Genomic DNA, 15,078 nt, shown 5'->3' with positions numbered 1-15,078 from the left:
TTCCTGATGAATTATGAAAAAAGAGTGCCGAGTTTCCAGGATCTCGACACTCGTATACTAGAAACTAGAAACTAGAAACTAGAAACTAGAAACTAGAAACTAGATTCTAGATTCTAGTCTCTAGGATTAATGCCCGTACCGGCGCTGCCATTCTTGTTCAATCGCTGTCAGCCAGCTTGGGTGAGGCTCGGCAACGGGTTTGAATAATGCAAAACCCCGGCTGCCACTATCTAGAGCCTCTTCTTTCAGTACCGAAGGATCGCCCCAGATGCTGGTATTTGCTTTACGTGCTTGAGCTTCAGGGCTTAGCAAAAAGTTAATGGCTACCTGAGCACCTTCTTTCGCTGATGCATTCCATGGAACGGCTAGAAAATGAATGTTTGATAGTGCCCCTTGGTTGAAAGCATAAGCCTGGGCTGTTTCTGCTAGCGTACCGTGTTCAATCGCAGCATTAGCTGCATTCGGGTTGAATGTAATGGCTAATAGTAGCTGCTGATCATCCAATAACTGAATTGTTTCGGTTGTACCTGATGGAAAACGCTGACCTTGTTGCCAGGCTACCGGGTGAAGCTGATCAAGGTACTGCCACAATGGTGCAGTGACCCGGTCAAAGCGTGCTTTATCTTTACTCAGAGCAATTGGTTGATAAAGCGCGGGCTTATCATCAGTCTGTTCAATTAAAGCTGCTTTTAAGAAACTGCTGCCATGAAACTCCGGTGGTTGAGGGTAACTGACTTTACCTGGGAACGCTTTCGCCAGGCTTAGCAGCTCAGCAAAACTTTGCGGTGGGTTATTCAGCGTCTGTTTATCATGAATGAAAACGAGCTGTCCGACCCCCCAGGGGGCTTCTAATCCTTCCGTTGGTTCGGTGAAATCTTCGAAAACCGGCAGACGCTGATCAACATATTGCCAGTTAGGAAGTTGCTCGACAAAAGGCCCGAACAATAACTCTCCTTGTTTCATTGAACGGAAGTTCTCGCCATTGATCCAAACCAGGTCGACACTGCCGTCGCTGTTTTTACCGGCCGTCTTTTCAGCCAGTAGTCGTTGGGTGGTTTCTGCGATATCAGCCACTTTCACATGTTTAAGTGTGACGTTGTAACGCTGCTTAAGTTGCTTCGCTGACCAACGCAGGTAGTCGTTAATTTCCTGACTGCCGCCCCAGGCATTAAAATAGACCGTTTGCCCGCTCGCTTTACTTTCAATAAGCTGCCATTGCTCAGACTGCTGAGTTGAAGCTTGTTCTGCATTTACCAAACAAGAGGCTAGCGATAGTGCCAGCCCCATAACTAGTTTTTTCATTGAATGTCCTTATTCTCGTTTAATACTGCCGCTGATTTTATATTTGCTGTTTCTTCTAAGTTGATTGTTTGTGCTTTTATATTTTCTGACTGGTTTTTGTCCGAGGCTTTTTCGTGCCGCATCCAGGTGTGATACTTTTTCACCCAAGCCAATAGCACCTGTGGTGCATTCGCTTGTTTCCAGACACCTGCCGTATACTTATTGGCTTCACTCATGGTCGGGTAGGGATGAACCGTTCCCAGTATTTTATTCAGCCCCAACCCATGACGCATGGCTAAGGTAAATTCAGCGAGTAGCTCACCGGCATTATTGCCGACAATTGTTGCACCGAGAATTTTATCTTTACCTTTCGGGGTGATCACTTTGATAAAACCGTAATCTTCGCCGTCTGTGATCGCCCGGTCAAGATCGTCGATACCATAAGTAACAACTTGATAGTTAATACCTTTGTTTTGCGCTTCTTTTTCGTTAATACCGACTCTGGCAACTTCGGGTGAGGTGTAAGTCGCCGCGGGCAATACGGAATAATCGGCTTTAAATTTCTTAAACTGGCCAAACAGGCCGTTGACTGCGGCATACCATGCTTGGTGTGCTGCTGCGTGGGTTAACTGAAAAGGCCCCGACACATCACCGACGGCAAAAATATTAGGATATTTGGTTTGCAGGTAATCGTTCACCTCAACGGTGCCACGTTCTGTTGTCGTAATACCGAGCTGTTCAAGACCAAAACCCTGAACATTTGCCACGCGACCAAGGGCGAGCATAACGGCATCAAATTCAATAATGACTTGTTCACCGTTGTTTTCCAGATAAGCGCGTTGAACATGTGTGTCATCGTCTTGCGTGAGACCTTTTTCAGAAACTGACTCGAAGCGTATCGCTTTATGGGCAAGTCTGATGTCAACTCCATCTTTGATCATGCTTGCTTTGACTAAAAGTGAGGCGTCGTTATCTTCGCGAATGAGTAGTTGCTCCGCCATTTCGACTAAGATTACCCGGCTACCTAAACGACTGAAGCTCTGCGCGAGTTCACAACCAATCGGGCCCCCGCCAAGTACTAGCAAGCGTTTTGGCTGCTCTTTAAGCGACCAGATTGTATCAGACGTTAAGTAATTAACATCTTGCAGTCCTGGAATATTAGGGACTAATGGACGGGCACCTGTTGCGATAACAATGTTACGGGTGGTGATGCGCTTGCCATTCACTTCCACTTCCCATGGGGAAAGGATTTGTGCTTCGCCTTTGACACAGTTAACCCCTAGCTTGGAGTAACGTTCGACCGAGTCGTGGGGTTCGATTTTAGCAATAACGTTATGAATACGTGCCATCACCTGTTCAAAATTGACCTGTGGCTTATCCGTTGTGATACCAAATTCATGGGCACGGGAAATTTCAGCCATGGAGTGTGCAGCGCGGATAATCGCTTTTGATGGTACACACCCGGTATTGAGGCAGTCCCCCCCCATTTGATGTTTCTCGATAAGGGTTACTTCGGCTTTAACGGCTGCGGCAATATACGAGCTCACTAAGCCGCCGGCACCCGCACCGATAACCACCATATTCTGATCAAACTGATCAGGGCGCTGCCAGTCAGCATATACGCGACGTTGGGTAATGATGTTCATGATGAACTTAGCAATGAGAGGGAAAATTCCCAGCAGTGCAAGAGAGGCCAATACAGGCGCTGAAATAATACCGCTCAATGTTTCAATTTCACCTAACTGCATACCTGCGTTGAGATACACCACGGTACCTGCCAGCATACCTAACTGACTCACAACGTAGAACATACGGGTATTCAGCGGGGTTAAACCCATTAACAGGTTTACCACAAAGAATGGGAACACGGGAATTAAACGCAGGGTGAACAGGTAGAAAGCCCCGTCTTTTTCGATACCGGCATTAATCGGAGCAATACGATTACCGAATTTAGCTTGTACCCAGTCACGTAGAATAAAGCGGCTGAATAAAAATGCTAACGTTGCGCCAATAGAACTGGCAAAAGACACCAGTACTAAGCTCCACCAGAAACCAAATAATGCAGCACCTAACAGCGTCATGATGGCGGCACCGGGCAATGACAGAGCCGTTACAATCACATAAACGGCAAAGTACACCAGACTAGACAAGAAAGGTTGTTCGGCAATGGTGTCTTTTAATGCTAGTTGCTGAGCCTTAGCTTGTTCCAGGGTGAAGTATTGCCCCAGATCAAACGCGAACCAGAGCCCAATCAGGGTGATAATTGTAACGAGGAGCAGGAGTTTTTTTCTATCCATGATGACACCTCTGCTATTTAGTTTGTGATTCAGCTGCTGATGAATCCTTCTCATCGTCAACTTGTATAGGTAAAGAACATAGCTCTTGACTAGGAACATCAAGCGCCGTATTAAATTTAGCGGATAAGTTCTGGAATGCCGCTAACGCCGTCAGCTCAACAATACTATCTTCATCAAACCACTTTTTAAGATTGGCGATCATTTCTTCGCTAACGCGCTGGCCTGTGATCGTCATCGCTTCCACATAGGTTAAAACAATCTGTTCTTGCTCTGTGAATAATTCGCTTTGCTGCCAGTGGGCAAGGGCTGTAATTTTTTCGACAGAGTTGCAGCGTTCGGCGAGTTTCATGCCGTTGGCATCAACGCAGAAGGCACAGTCGTTAAGCTGTGATACGCGTACACCAACTAAAGAGCGGATCACGGGAGAGATAGGTGATGACTTACGATCGAGAAAACCAAAGAAACCCGCAACTAGCCAGAACAGTGCCGGACGTCTTCCCCACAGCAGGGCGGGGTTTAAGACTTCCCCATAATGGCGTTTTTGAAGCCAAAGTAATGGTTTAATAGAAAAGGAATAACGAGGCTTGGTTGAAATACGCACTTTGGATCCTTATTGCTGTAGTTGTTCTGGCATAACTCAATGCTATACCAACGCAGCAACAAAGACCGGGCTAAGGGTATGAATATTTCAGGAATTTATGAAATATATCTTTTAATTCGATTAGTTGATGGTTATTTCAACACTTTGAATCTCAACTTGCTGTGCAACCCGCGAATCAGGTTGTTCTGTGGCTAGCAAATAACCGCAGGCCACCACAGGAAGTAAAGCTAACAACATGGTTTTACCAATATGGTAATTACGGTACCAATATTTTTTAGCTCTTATTTTAAGGATTAAGCCCCAAAACAGCATTAAAAGGTTAAATGCACCAATGATGGTAAGAGTGTCATACAGCAGATCTAACGGTGCAAACTGGTTGTAAACAAAAAACATCGCCATTAACGGTGGTAGCAAACTGATAAAGATCAAACTGCGAAGTAGCTTTGGCCACTTATAAAATTTGTCTCTAAATATGTGATCTGTTTGACCCGGGAAAGGCTTGGAGCAGAACATAGCAACCTCTCAGTAAATAATGCTCGCATGATTTTACAAACCTTCATATTAATTGAAAGCTTATTGATGCATTTATGAGCAGCTTTGTGAGAGGGTTCAATATTTGACATAGCCTGACATAAGGTAATACGAGCTTTTATGCATAGTCTGCTGGAGAAGCAGAGACAGAGAGATCTGTGAGGTAAAAAAAGAGGCGTGATGCGCCTCTTTCATGGTTGATCAATTGATTATGGTAACGCAGACAACAACTCGGTACGTCGCTGTTCAGTGATAACAGACCAATGTTTACCACTGATCGCACCTTCCAATGCCCATAACAACTCGACATTTAATGATTCTTGATGCGTTTGCTGTAAAGCTTTGTAGGCATCAAGTGCGCCAAGATCAAAAAGTTGTTCTATGGTATCAATGCCTGCTTTCTTTAACATTCGTTCATTGGCTAAACGTAAGTTCGGAAGGTCTTTGATACGATTAGGACCGGTGTTGCTTTTGGTCTTTTTATCTTGTTGGGCTGCCGCTAGAGAGCGTTTTGCCTGGCAGAGAATTTTACTTGGGTCATTCCACCATTGGTCAGGAATAGCATAATGCTTGGTGACAACCGGAAATCCGCGCTTCTTGTACACGTATGGTTCAAGGCCGGCTTGCTTAAATTCTTGTTCATTATCGGCATTTGCACGCAAGTGTAGTTTATCGTTCACTACGAGAGCGAACATAGTTTCACCGGCGAAAATACCAAAACCGCCAAACATCGAGCGTGACTTAATGCACTCTAAACAGTCAAATAATTTTAATGTGTCTTTTAGTACTGGTTTATCCATGCTTCTTCTCGGTGAAAAATACTTTGAGTCACCTAACATCGGAGCGAGGAAATCAGATTAGCAAGTTGCCGAATAGTTTTGTCAAATGTGTGTAAAAATTTGACCGTATCCGAGCAAAAATCCATCGGTAACCCCGCTACCATAAGTTAAGTTAGTTATAAAAAACCACTTTCTTTTAGGCCGGAAGCTTTGCGTCCCACTCTTTCGGGTGGTTTGCCTTGTTCGTGACTTAATAAAGTTTATCGTAGATAAGGTATTTGTTCTTACTCTAAGCTATTGGAAATGTGATACTGCTTCCAGTTATTTGCTTTTTTATATGTTTTACGCCGCTGTTAAATTGAATTGAGCATTTTTTCTGATGATATATTCGTGTCTAAAAAAGCCGACAAGTGATGACTTGTCGGCTTCTTGTTGTACGCAGTGGGATCAGTTTAAGTCTTTGACAGATTTCCGAATCACTAATTCAGGTGCCATTTCAAACACACGTCGGGCATGATCCTTATCTTTCACGCGTTCCATCAGAATTTCGACTGCCGTCTTACCTAAACGACGTTTAGGCTGGTGGATAGTGGTCAACGGTGGTGAGAAGTATGGTGCTAGCTCAATGTTGTCGTAACCGATGATAGAAATATCGCCAGGTACGCGGATACCTGCCTGCTCAAAAGTACTGATCAATGCCATTGCCATAATGTCGTTGAAACAAAAGATGGCAGTAGGGCGCTCGTCCATTGCAATGTACTGGTTAGCAGCTGCAACAGCAGACTCACATTCAAAATCCCCTTCAAGAATCCAATCATCATTCACGACCAGATTGGCTTCTGCCATTGCTTTTTTGAAACCTTTTAAACGCTCACGGCAGGTGACTTTCTCAACATGACCTGACAGACAGCCAATTTTAGCATGGCCGTGTTCAATAAAATGCTTGGTAGCAATGTAACCACCAAATTCAGCGTTATCCTGGATCTTATCTGTATGCGGGCTTTCCGGGCCCCAGTCCATGATCACCATTGGCAGATCACTTTTACGTTCAAGTAGGTCAAGTAGCTCTTGGTCGATATCCGAGCACATCACAAGCAATCCATCAACACGCTTTTCAGCTAGCATGCGCAGGTAATCACGTTGCTTAGATAAGTTACCTTCGGTGTTACAAAGGATCAGGGTGTAGCCATCCTTGTAACAATACTCTTCAACACCGTGAATGACTTCGGCAAAAAACGGGTTGGTTGATTTGGTTACCAACATACCAATGGTGCGAGTCGTATTACATTTGAGGCTTCGTGCTACCGCACTGGGTGCGTAGTTGAGTTCATCAACGGCGGCCAGTACTTTTTTCTGTGTTGCTTCTGCCACGAAGCGGGTTTTGTTGATCACGTGAGAAACTGTTGTGGTCGACACACCAGCCATACGTGCAACATCTTTAATCGTTGCCATATTTATTCTTCTAATAATTGTAGGTCAGAGGTCTGATCCGACCAATTCTTAACTGATACCAAATTGAGTAACTACGCAACCGTTAATTACCTATTTATTCAATTTGGTACGATTGATATTTCACAAAGTATAAAACGTCAAAAAGCCGCTTCTCTAACGAGCGGCTTGGTATTAATGCTAGCCCCAAAAGGCGTTTCACTGTGTAATCGCTTGCGTTCACATTTTACTGAGTGTAGCGCACAGTGCAACGTTTCTGTATACCAAGAGGAAATTACTTGATAGACATCAACAATCTTTATGCAACTTCAGTAAACTAGGTTCATAATAATGCATGGATAAATGCTTTTTAAAGTCTTTAATGAGAGATTTTGGCTAGGCTTTTCAGGTCAGTAACGACGACATAGTTGGTTGGTCCCTTGTTTGTTTAGGTCGTTATTGCGGACTCTGGCGGAAACGCTTGATCAGGATCATCGTAACACTTGGGCTCGCTTGATGTGTCGGAAATTCGTGTGATAATTGTCATATTAACGACGATGATATTGGGTCAAATTTATGTCCGGTGATAATAAAAGTGGTGTTCGCTTTGCTTACATTGCGAGCTTTCTTACGCCTTTAACTTTAATGATTTCAGGCATTGTTGCGGTTATATATTCCGCTTACCAGTTGAATAAAGGCACTGATGAACTGACTTACAGTCATTACTACACCATTATTCGCACCTTCTTCTTGTTCTTTACTTTCTTTGTGGTGCTGGGTGTAACTGCAGCGACTACTACAGGAATGGTTGCTGGCGCTGAGTATTGGGTACACAGCGATTTTCTGGATAAGGCTCTTCACGTCATTCCGGTTGTTGGCCTTATCATTGCTGCTCTGGCAATTGTGAAATGGTTTGTAAAACATATCCAAGGGATGAAGTTACTTAGCCAGAATAAAGCTATTGAGCTTTAATTACCAATGAGCAGCTCGAAGTCCATGTCAGCAAATTTAGATTAAAATTAATATTGAGCAGGCTGCTTGGAGTAATAGCGATGGTAACAGCGCTAACTGGCCCCACCAAAGAGCAGGGGCATCAGATTTCCCGAACTGCGAGACGAAACAAACGGTTAAGTATGCATGAAGGGATTGCCCCCTGGTGTGATTGTTGTGTTTGCGAAGCCGAGCCCTACTGGGCCGATGTGGCCAAGGAGATGGGAATTAATCTGAGCGATTATGAAGATGATTGCTAATCCAACTTCACCGCGGCACACTTGCCGCGGTGAGTCACTTTAACCAATCTTTGCTATTACTGAATAGTCTCGATTAAATTATTTAGTTCATCAACCAATTGCTCTGTTTTGGGATCCTGGGCTTTCATTGCCGCGAAGGTATCTTGCTGGAGCTTTTCCTGCATACCCATTAGGTCTTTGTCGGCCATGATAGCCTGGCGTTGTTCCGCCATTGTTTGTTTGGCCGCTGTAAACTCTTTAATTAGCTCACTGCGCTTTTCTTCGCTAAGGGAAGTATCCTGAACTTGCTCTTGGATCTCTTGTGCTTTAGCTATGAACTCTTCAGGCGCATAGCCGATTTCATCTGCTTTTTGCTGAAACTTGCTCTCTAACTGCTTAGATTGTTCTGCCAAGTCTGGGTTAGCTTGCAGGGTTTGCTGCCTGATGCTGGTGAGATCCCGCTGGATTGAATTAATGCGGTTTACTGTATCTCGTTGTGCAACTATTGAATCAGCGGCTATGCCACTGGCATTAACTTGAGGAGCCAGCAATATCATAGATAAAAATACCAGAGGCAAAGACATTTTAACAAACCAGCTCTTCATCGATGGAGAGGGCTTTACTAGCGTATTGAGTTTATGCATCGCAGATATCTCTTTGTTATCAGTGTTGTTTAAATCTATAAAAGTCACGAGCAGGTAATGTCAGGGTATTGTCATGAAAGCTGTTCGTTTGCTGAACCGATATAACAAGCAGGGAGTGGGGATAGATAATTAATGGAATTGGTATGAAGAAAAAAAGCCGGCATTTAATGCCGGCAACTAGAGATAGTGTGGTTCAGTATTTATGATGACCGATTAGATTATTATTCTTCTCCGGCAAGGAATGCCGAGTCTAATTTACAAAATGCAACAAGCAGATCAACAGCTGCGGTATAGAAGCCAAAGTTATCGCGTGATTTACATGCTTGGGCAAAGATTGGCAGCCAGTTCAATAGCATGTTGTTCACGAATGACAACTGCGCCTGCATCACTTCTTCTCGCTTTTCTTCGTCTTTTTGATGGTTAGCCAGGATAATCAGGTTGCCCATGAAATCCAGCTCAACAGCAATGTGGTCAGCGGGTTCATTGAATTCTTTATGTTGAGCAATGTTGTACTGCTCCATTAGCTTGTTCATGTCTTGTGCCGGCTTGTCATTCAGCAGGCCGCTTTCACCGACATACATAGAGGCATATGGCAGGGCACCAGACTTTGGTGTACTCAGGAATAAGCCACAAAAATCTGCTGCCAGCTCAAGCTGTGCATCTTCACGCACCTTTAAGCGATTAATTGCCTCGCGGAATGACTCGACAGGCTGTTTAAGCTCTGGTGTCATACCAAGACCAGACAAGAAGGTGAACATCTCGTCACCGTGATATTCCACTAAATCTTCCGTCGTCAACTCACGAGCTAATAGTGAAGACATCCACCAGTAAATTTCAGCACGTTGTTCGTTGAAAGCAATAAATTCTTGCATGATCACTGTCACTCCAGACACTTAAAAACATATTCACATAAAACATAATGTTGCTAATGATTATATGTGAATAGGTTCTATTTTTGGGGAAAGAAAGGCAATGTTGTTACTCACATCGCCTATAAATTTATCAATAGCCTGCAACTGCAGGCTATTGATGTCTTTTCGAATAAAGCGAATTACGCTAAATCCATCGCCGGGAAGAGCGGGTTGATATCAGTAACTTCTTCCGGGCCATTGAAACCCGTTACTGCAGGTACTTTACCCGTATATTTCTCGATCTCTACCTGGGCAGAAGCAGCAGATGTTGCCTGAGCCAGTTTTGATGAGCCGACATCTTGTGTCAGTACGTTTGGATCACCGTAAGTACAAAGTGTACCTGGCTTGCCACCTTCTAGCGGGCTATACCATGCACCTTCGTGGATACGACAAACACCTGATTTGTAGTCGTCAGTAACAACGGCACCAGCAAGAACTTCACCACGGTCGTTGAATACGCGAACGATGTCACCAGATTTAATACCGCGTGTTTTCGCGTCTGCAGTGCTGATGTATACAGGTTCGCGATCCGCAACAGCGTAAGTAGCACGGTGATCAGTTGACGAACAAAGCTGCGAGTGCAGACGGTGGTTCGGGTGCGTGCTCTGCAGGTTCAGCGGGAACTTGTTAGAACGAGGACCGCCGTGGCTACGTTCATTCTTCTCGAACCACATTGGGTGACCCTGACAGTCATCGTAACCCATATCTGCGATTGTCTTACAGTAAATCTCGATTAGGCCAGAAGCAGTACCTAGTGGCTCCAGATCGGGTTCTTTACGGAATGATTCGTGACGAACCCACTCTTTACCTTCAGGGAATTCAATGAAGCCTTCGCCTTCCCAGAACTTCTTGAAGTTAGGCATACGAACGCCAAGACCACGGCCCTGCAAACGTGCACCGTTATAGATCTGTTCGATCCATTCCATCTGTGATTTACCACCGGTGAACGCTTCTTCACGGTCAAAGCGGCGACATAGTTCGCGGAAGATATCGAAATCGTCTTTCGCTTCAAACATAGGTTCAACGACTTTTGGTAGTGCAATAATACCGGCGTTTGAGTGGTTACCGTATTGTTCGATATCGTTACGTTCATGCGTGGTTGTTGCAGGAAGAACGATATCGGCAAAACGACAAGTCGCTGTCCACTGGTGCTCGACAGAAACAACGGTTTCCAGCTTACGCCACGCTTTGATCATCTTGTTACGATCCTGGTGGTGGTGGAATGGGTTGTTACCGCAGAAAACAGCCATCTTCATTTCAGGGTACTTCACATCGTGACCGTTCCACTGGATGGTTTTGCCCGGGTTCTCGATACAGTCAACGAAACGTGCAACCGGAATGTACGTTGAGTAGCCGTTGAATGAACCGTTATGAATTGGGTCAACACCCGTTACACCGCTAAAGCCGGACATTAGCGGACCGTTAGAGGTCGTAGATCCTGCATCATTGTAGTGCCAGCCGAAACCGAAGCCACCACCAGGCAGACCGATCTGGCCTAGCATTGCTGCAATAACAACAAGCATCCATGCGTACTGCTCACCATGCTGCATGCGCTGCAGACACCAGCCACCGATGATCTGAGTACGGCCAGAGGCCATTTGGCGAGCTAGGGCGCGAATGTCATCTGCTTTGATGCCACAGATTTTTTCTGCCCACTCAGGTGTCTTCGCAACGCCGTCTTTCTCACCGGTTAGGTAAGGAACAAACTTGTTGAAGCCTGTGGTGTAGTCAGCAATGAAATCTTTGTTGTACAGGTTCTCGGTATACAGAGTATGTGCGATAGCCAGCATCAAGGGTACATCGGTCTGCGGGTTAACAGAAATCTGCTCACCGCCTATCGCTTTTTGAGTTTCAGAACGAACTGGATCAACGTAGATAACTTTGATCTCGTTGTTCTTCACTTTCTCAGCTAGCTGCTGAAAATAAGCGTACGGGCTGTGATCCGGAACTAGCCAGCCAACCTGTAGGTTTTTAATTGGGTCAGAACCCCAGATAACAATGGTGTTAGAATGCTCAAGAACCAGCGGCCAAGATGTCTGCTGCTCGTATACTTCCATTGCACCAGCAACGTAAGGTAGAACAACCTGCGCAGCACCTGTAGAGTAGTCACCCATTTTGCCTAGGTAAGTACCGTGTAGGCCAAGAGCACGGCTCATCATGGTACCCGCAGAGTGAAGTTTACCTACTGACTGCCAGCCTGTGTGGCCGCCGTATAGCGCACTTGGGCCGTAGCTGTTCTGTACACGTTCCATTTCGTGGTAGAAGAAATCCAGCGCCTGGGACCATGGCACACGAACGAAACGGTTGTCACCACGTTGTGTTGTATCAGACTTGAAGCCGTGTTTTAGCCAGTCGATACGGACCATTGGGTATTTAACACGTGCCGGGTTGTAAACCACTTCACGTACACCGTTGATCATCGGGGTTGGGTGGAGGTCTTTTTCGAAAGGTACAGTTTCTACCCAAACGCCGTTCTCAACTTTAGCGCGGAAAGCCCCCCAGTGAGAGCCAGAAAGTACTTCGCCGGTGAAACTTGTTTTGGTATCAGCAGCAGCCATTGCTTTGCGTGGTGCAAGCAGGCTAGTTCCAACCACCGTTGCTACACTCGTAGCAGCAAGGCCAGAGAGAAAGCGACGGCGCGATACGCCTTTATTTAGAATTTGAGTCGCCATATAGGAAATCCTTAAATTAAAATTCTGTTTCAAAGGGCGGGGGAGCGATTATGCTTGTCAGACCCGCCCATTAGGAATTAGTGTGCGCCAGCGCCGCCAGTGTCTTTACCGTGGTTCTGCAGGTACTTCAGTAAAGTACGCTCTTCCGTTTTACTTAGACGGTAATAGGCGCTCATTGCATTCAGTCCAGAAATCCAACCGTTGGCTGTGAAGTGAGCTGGATCCGGAGCGGCGTGGCAGGCATTGCAAGTTGCGCCGTACATGTCTTCTGCGTAGTTCCAGATTGGCTGAATGTTGTCAATCATGCCTTCAGCGGTGATCCAGGCTTCAATTGATACGTGCTGCCATACGATGTCAGTTGCGCTGTCAGTTTGCTCTTCGATTAGCTGCTCAGTCGCTTTAACATCACCACGGATAGTTGCCTTGAAGACACGCTTGCCCATGTATTCAGTCATTACACGGCCTTTACCCGCTTTTTCAAGCCAGCCATCAACCTTGATTTTCAGCATCTCGTCTTGGCGTTCAAGAACCGTAATTTCAGAGGCCGGAAGAAGCTTACCTTCAGCTTTGGCGTTAGCATCAGCGGATGCATACAGGTCTTTTTCACCCAGAGAGTAAAGTGTCTCAGTTGCTGCACCTTGAGCATTAGCAGTTACCTGAAGCACTTGGAAATCCTTTTGGAAACCGCCGGCCATGTTAGGTAGTTCGTGGGCAATACCTTTGTGGCATTCGATACAGTTCATCTCTTCGGCTGCCGCTTTTTTCATCTCAAATGCCGCTTTTGCAGACTGTTTGCTATGATCCATATCGTCATAGGAGTGGCAACTCTTACACGTCTTGGAATTCTGGCTGCTCATGCGATCCCATACGGTCTGCGCCATATGTAAACGGTTGTCTTCAAACTTTTCTGGCGTATCGATTTTACCGGTCACAAAGTGGTGATAAAGATCTTTAGCCGCTTCAAGTTTACGGAAAACTTTGCCGGGTAAGTCTTTGGGCTGGTGACAGTCAACACATTGAGCCTGAACACCGGAAGCATTTTTAAAATGAACTGTTTCTTTGTATTCTTCGTAGTTCTGCTCCATGGTGTGGCAAGAGGTACAGAATTCGATAGTCGAAGTGACTTCAAAGGCTTTGTGGACAACAAACGTGCCCGAAAGAGTAATACCGATACCGACTAATACCAATGCAAGAATTGGATACTTGCTGCTTGGTTTAATCAACTTTTGCCAAAGTTTTTTCATAGTGGAATATTCCAGAAATAATGAATGTCTGCCGTAAAGTACGGTGACGTATAATTTTTTATGGTTTAATCTTAAAGCTACGATGTGAAAAAGGTTAAGGGTTGGCATGAACAGCTTTGGCCTGTTTATGGCAGATTGTTAACAGGTAATTGTTGTGTTGCCGTTTTAAAAACCTTCGAAATATAAATAAAGAGATAAAAATGAGTCATCACGTGCTTGTTGTAGAAGATGAGATTGTGACCCGAACTAAGCTTGTCGGGTATTTTGAAAATGAAGGGTATAAGGTCAGCCAGGCGGATAGTGGCACTCAAATGCGCGAGATTATGGCGACTGAAAAAATTGATCTTGTGATGCTCGATATTAACCTTCCGGGTGAAGACGGTTTGATGCTGACTCGTGAATTACGTAGCCGTTCTGAAGTGGGCATTATCTTAGTGACAGGCCGTACGGATAGTATCGATCGTATTGTCGGGTTAGAGATGGGTGCCGATGATTATGTCACTAAGCCGTTTGAACTTCGCGAGCTACTGGTTCGGGTGAAAAACTTGTTATGGCGTATGGCCTTAGTTGAAAAGGCACGTGATGAAACCATGGTAGAAATGCACGAAGATAACATGATTCGTTTTGGTGACTGGCAGTTTGATATCAATAAACGCGCGCTGACTCATAATGGCCTGCCAGTAAAATTGACTAAGGCAGAATATGAACTGTTAGTGGCTTTTTCCTCACATCCAAATGTTGTGCTAAGTCGTGAGCGGATCCTGAATATGTTAAGCCATCGCGTAGAAGCACCTAATGACAGAACCATTGATGTGCTTATTCGTCGCATGCGTTCTAAGATGGAAGTTGATCCGAAAAACCCTCAGATATTTGTCACCGTTCACGGTGAGGGATACATGTTTGCGGGTGATTAAACGATCTGTTTTTGAATGCTCGCAATGAGAAAATCATTATCTATTGCGTTGTCATAACTTGTCATAAATTAGCTGGCATATTTTGTATGTCGGCTTTTTTTCTAGTTAAATATTGGCACTTTCTTGATTTTCATCAAGTGATGTTAATGATGGTTAATAGGTTTAACATTTTGGCTTTTATTTGGCTATGTTTTTCGCTAATTCATTGGTGCGCATATATTTAATAGATCAATCAAATTAACACGGTGTTCACTTGGTTTGAGTGTAAAGTAGAAGAATGTAAATAGGTGGATTTTGAGTGATGAAAAATTTGGACAATGCTGATTGTATAAAATAAAGCCTGACATTGGTCTAATGCCGTTCACTTAACGTGAGCGGCATTGTTTTTTCTAACGGGATATCGGTTTTTTGAGCACTTCAATACTCTAGGGTAACTTCGTTCTCTTCTAGCAGGTAAAATAAACTGCTTCGCGATCTCTTCTAGTACCATTACTTGTTTCGGTATGTTCCCTGGTGTCACAAATGGCAACTGCGTTAACTCATGAAC

13 protein-coding genes, 1 pseudogene and 1 riboswitch are annotated in these 15,078 nt (G+C 44.8%); of the genes and pseudogenes, 3 read left to right on the top strand and 11 right to left on the bottom strand.

Annotation, left to right across the window (positions count from 1 at the left end):
- Positions 1–126 precede the first annotated feature (126 nt).
- From L4D76_RS20785 to purR, 6 genes are all read right to left on the bottom strand, one after another.
- Positions 127–1,302, bottom strand: a complete 1,176-nt coding sequence (locus L4D76_RS20785; RefSeq protein WP_428442786.1) for an ABC transporter substrate-binding protein — start codon at positions 1,300–1,302, stop codon at positions 127–129.
- On the bottom strand, positions 1,299–3,578 hold the full coding sequence (locus tag L4D76_RS20780; RefSeq protein ID WP_428442785.1) for a dihydrolipoyl dehydrogenase family protein: 2,280 nt from the start codon (positions 3,576–3,578) through the stop codon (positions 1,299–1,301). Before L4D76_RS20780 ends, L4D76_RS20785 begins: the two co-directional genes overlap by 4 nt.
- A 13-nt stretch (positions 3,579–3,591) precedes the next feature.
- Entirely contained in the window at positions 3,592–4,179 is a 588-nt protein-coding gene (locus L4D76_RS20775) for a carboxymuconolactone decarboxylase family protein (RefSeq protein ID WP_428442784.1), read from the bottom strand.
- Between the two features lie 120 nt (positions 4,180–4,299).
- On the bottom strand, positions 4,300–4,692 hold the full coding sequence (locus L4D76_RS20770) for a hypothetical protein (protein ID WP_428442783.1): 393 nt from the start codon (positions 4,690–4,692) through the stop codon (positions 4,300–4,302).
- 227 nt (positions 4,693–4,919) lie between these two features.
- On the bottom strand, positions 4,920–5,510 hold the full coding sequence (locus L4D76_RS20765) for a TfoX/Sxy family DNA transformation protein (RefSeq protein WP_428442782.1): 591 nt from the start codon (positions 5,508–5,510) through the stop codon (positions 4,920–4,922).
- Between the two features lie 123 nt (positions 5,511–5,633).
- A riboswitch (cyclic di-GMP riboswitch) is annotated at positions 5,634–5,738 on the bottom strand.
- A gap of 198 nt (positions 5,739–5,936) precedes the next feature.
- The gene (gene purR / locus L4D76_RS20760; RefSeq protein WP_428442781.1) at positions 5,937–6,941 is read right to left on the bottom strand and encodes an HTH-type transcriptional repressor PurR; all 1,005 of its coding nucleotides are present in this window, start codon (positions 6,939–6,941) and stop codon (positions 5,937–5,939) included.
- A 552-nt stretch (positions 6,942–7,493) separates the two neighbouring features.
- Between purR and L4D76_RS20755 the strand changes: the two genes are divergently transcribed.
- The gene (locus L4D76_RS20755) at positions 7,494–7,889 is read left to right on the top strand and encodes a hypothetical protein (protein ID WP_428442780.1); all 396 of its coding nucleotides are present in this window, start codon (positions 7,494–7,496) and stop codon (positions 7,887–7,889) included.
- 80 nt (positions 7,890–7,969) lie between these two features.
- Positions 7,970–8,167 (top strand): hypothetical protein, encoded by a 198-nt coding sequence (locus L4D76_RS20750; protein ID WP_428442779.1) that lies wholly within the window; start codon positions 7,970–7,972, stop codon positions 8,165–8,167.
- 56 nt (positions 8,168–8,223) lie between these two features.
- On the opposite strand, the gene L4D76_RS20745 is transcribed toward L4D76_RS20750, so the two are convergent.
- The 4 genes from L4D76_RS20745 to torC form a co-directional block, all read right to left on the bottom strand.
- Entirely contained in the window at positions 8,224–8,790 is a 567-nt protein-coding gene (locus L4D76_RS20745; RefSeq protein ID WP_428442778.1) for a hypothetical protein, read from the bottom strand.
- A 221-nt stretch (positions 8,791–9,011) separates the two neighbouring features.
- A complete protein-coding gene (gene torD / locus L4D76_RS20740; RefSeq protein ID WP_428442777.1) occupies positions 9,012–9,662 on the bottom strand; it encodes a molecular chaperone TorD in 651 nt (216 codons plus the stop codon).
- Positions 9,663–9,841: 179 nt separating this feature from the next.
- On the bottom strand, positions 9,842–12,373 hold the full coding sequence (gene torA / locus L4D76_RS20735; protein WP_428442776.1) for a trimethylamine-N-oxide reductase TorA: 2,532 nt from the start codon (positions 12,371–12,373) through the stop codon (positions 9,842–9,844).
- A 77-nt stretch (positions 12,374–12,450) separates the two neighbouring features.
- Positions 12,451–13,617 carry a pentaheme c-type cytochrome TorC gene (torC, locus tag L4D76_RS20730; RefSeq protein ID WP_428442775.1) on the bottom strand — a complete coding sequence of 389 codons (1,167 nt, stop codon included), beginning with the start codon at positions 13,615–13,617 and terminating at the stop codon, positions 12,451–12,453.
- A 200-nt stretch (positions 13,618–13,817) separates the two neighbouring features.
- Between torC and torR the strand changes: the two genes are divergently transcribed.
- Positions 13,818–14,531, top strand: coding sequence for a two-component system response regulator TorR (gene torR, locus L4D76_RS20725; RefSeq protein WP_428442774.1), 714 nt, complete (start codon positions 13,818–13,820; stop codon positions 14,529–14,531).
- Positions 14,532–14,892: 361 nt separating this feature from the next.
- Here torR and L4D76_RS20720 read toward each other — a convergent pair.
- Positions 14,893–15,078, bottom strand: a pseudogene (locus L4D76_RS20720) (IS4 family transposase); the annotation flags it as partial.

The organism is Photobacterium sagamiensis, assembly GCF_050337085.1.
GTDB lineage: Bacteria > Pseudomonadota > Gammaproteobacteria > Enterobacterales > Vibrionaceae > Photobacterium > Photobacterium sagamiensis.
The sequence above is the reverse complement of the archived record's forward strand: the minus strand, read 5'-3'. Positions and strand labels throughout refer to the sequence as shown.

What these genes read in the sequence shown, in the direction of transcription:
- L4D76_RS20755 (WP_428442780.1), top strand. Translation starts at nt 7,494, where the DNA reads ATGTCCGGTGATAATAAAAGTGGTGTTCGCTTTGCTTACATTGCGAGC.
- purR (WP_428442781.1), bottom strand. Translation starts at nt 6,941, where the DNA reads ATGGCAACGATTAAAGATGTTGCACGTATGGCTGGTGTGTCGACCACA.
- torD (WP_428442777.1), bottom strand. Translation starts at nt 9,662, where the DNA reads ATGCAAGAATTTATTGCTTTCAACGAACAACGTGCTGAAATTTACTGG.
- L4D76_RS20770 (WP_428442783.1), bottom strand. Translation starts at nt 4,692, where the DNA reads ATGTTCTGCTCCAAGCCTTTCCCGGGTCAAACAGATCACATATTTAGA.
- L4D76_RS20750 (WP_428442779.1), top strand. Translation starts at nt 7,970, where the DNA reads ATGGTAACAGCGCTAACTGGCCCCACCAAAGAGCAGGGGCATCAGATT.
- L4D76_RS20765 (WP_428442782.1), bottom strand. Translation starts at nt 5,510, where the DNA reads ATGGATAAACCAGTACTAAAAGACACATTAAAATTATTTGACTGTTTA.
- L4D76_RS20780 (WP_428442785.1), bottom strand. Translation starts at nt 3,578, where the DNA reads ATGGATAGAAAAAAACTCCTGCTCCTCGTTACAATTATCACCCTGATT.
- L4D76_RS20745 (WP_428442778.1), bottom strand. Translation starts at nt 8,790, where the DNA reads ATGCATAAACTCAATACGCTAGTAAAGCCCTCTCCATCGATGAAGAGC.
- L4D76_RS20785 (WP_428442786.1), bottom strand. Translation starts at nt 1,302, where the DNA reads ATGAAAAAACTAGTTATGGGGCTGGCACTATCGCTAGCCTCTTGTTTG.
- torC (WP_428442775.1), bottom strand. Translation starts at nt 13,617, where the DNA reads ATGAAAAAACTTTGGCAAAAGTTGATTAAACCAAGCAGCAAGTATCCA.
- torR (WP_428442774.1), top strand. Translation starts at nt 13,818, where the DNA reads ATGAGTCATCACGTGCTTGTTGTAGAAGATGAGATTGTGACCCGAACT.
- torA (WP_428442776.1), bottom strand. Translation starts at nt 12,373, where the DNA reads ATGGCGACTCAAATTCTAAATAAAGGCGTATCGCGCCGTCGCTTTCTC.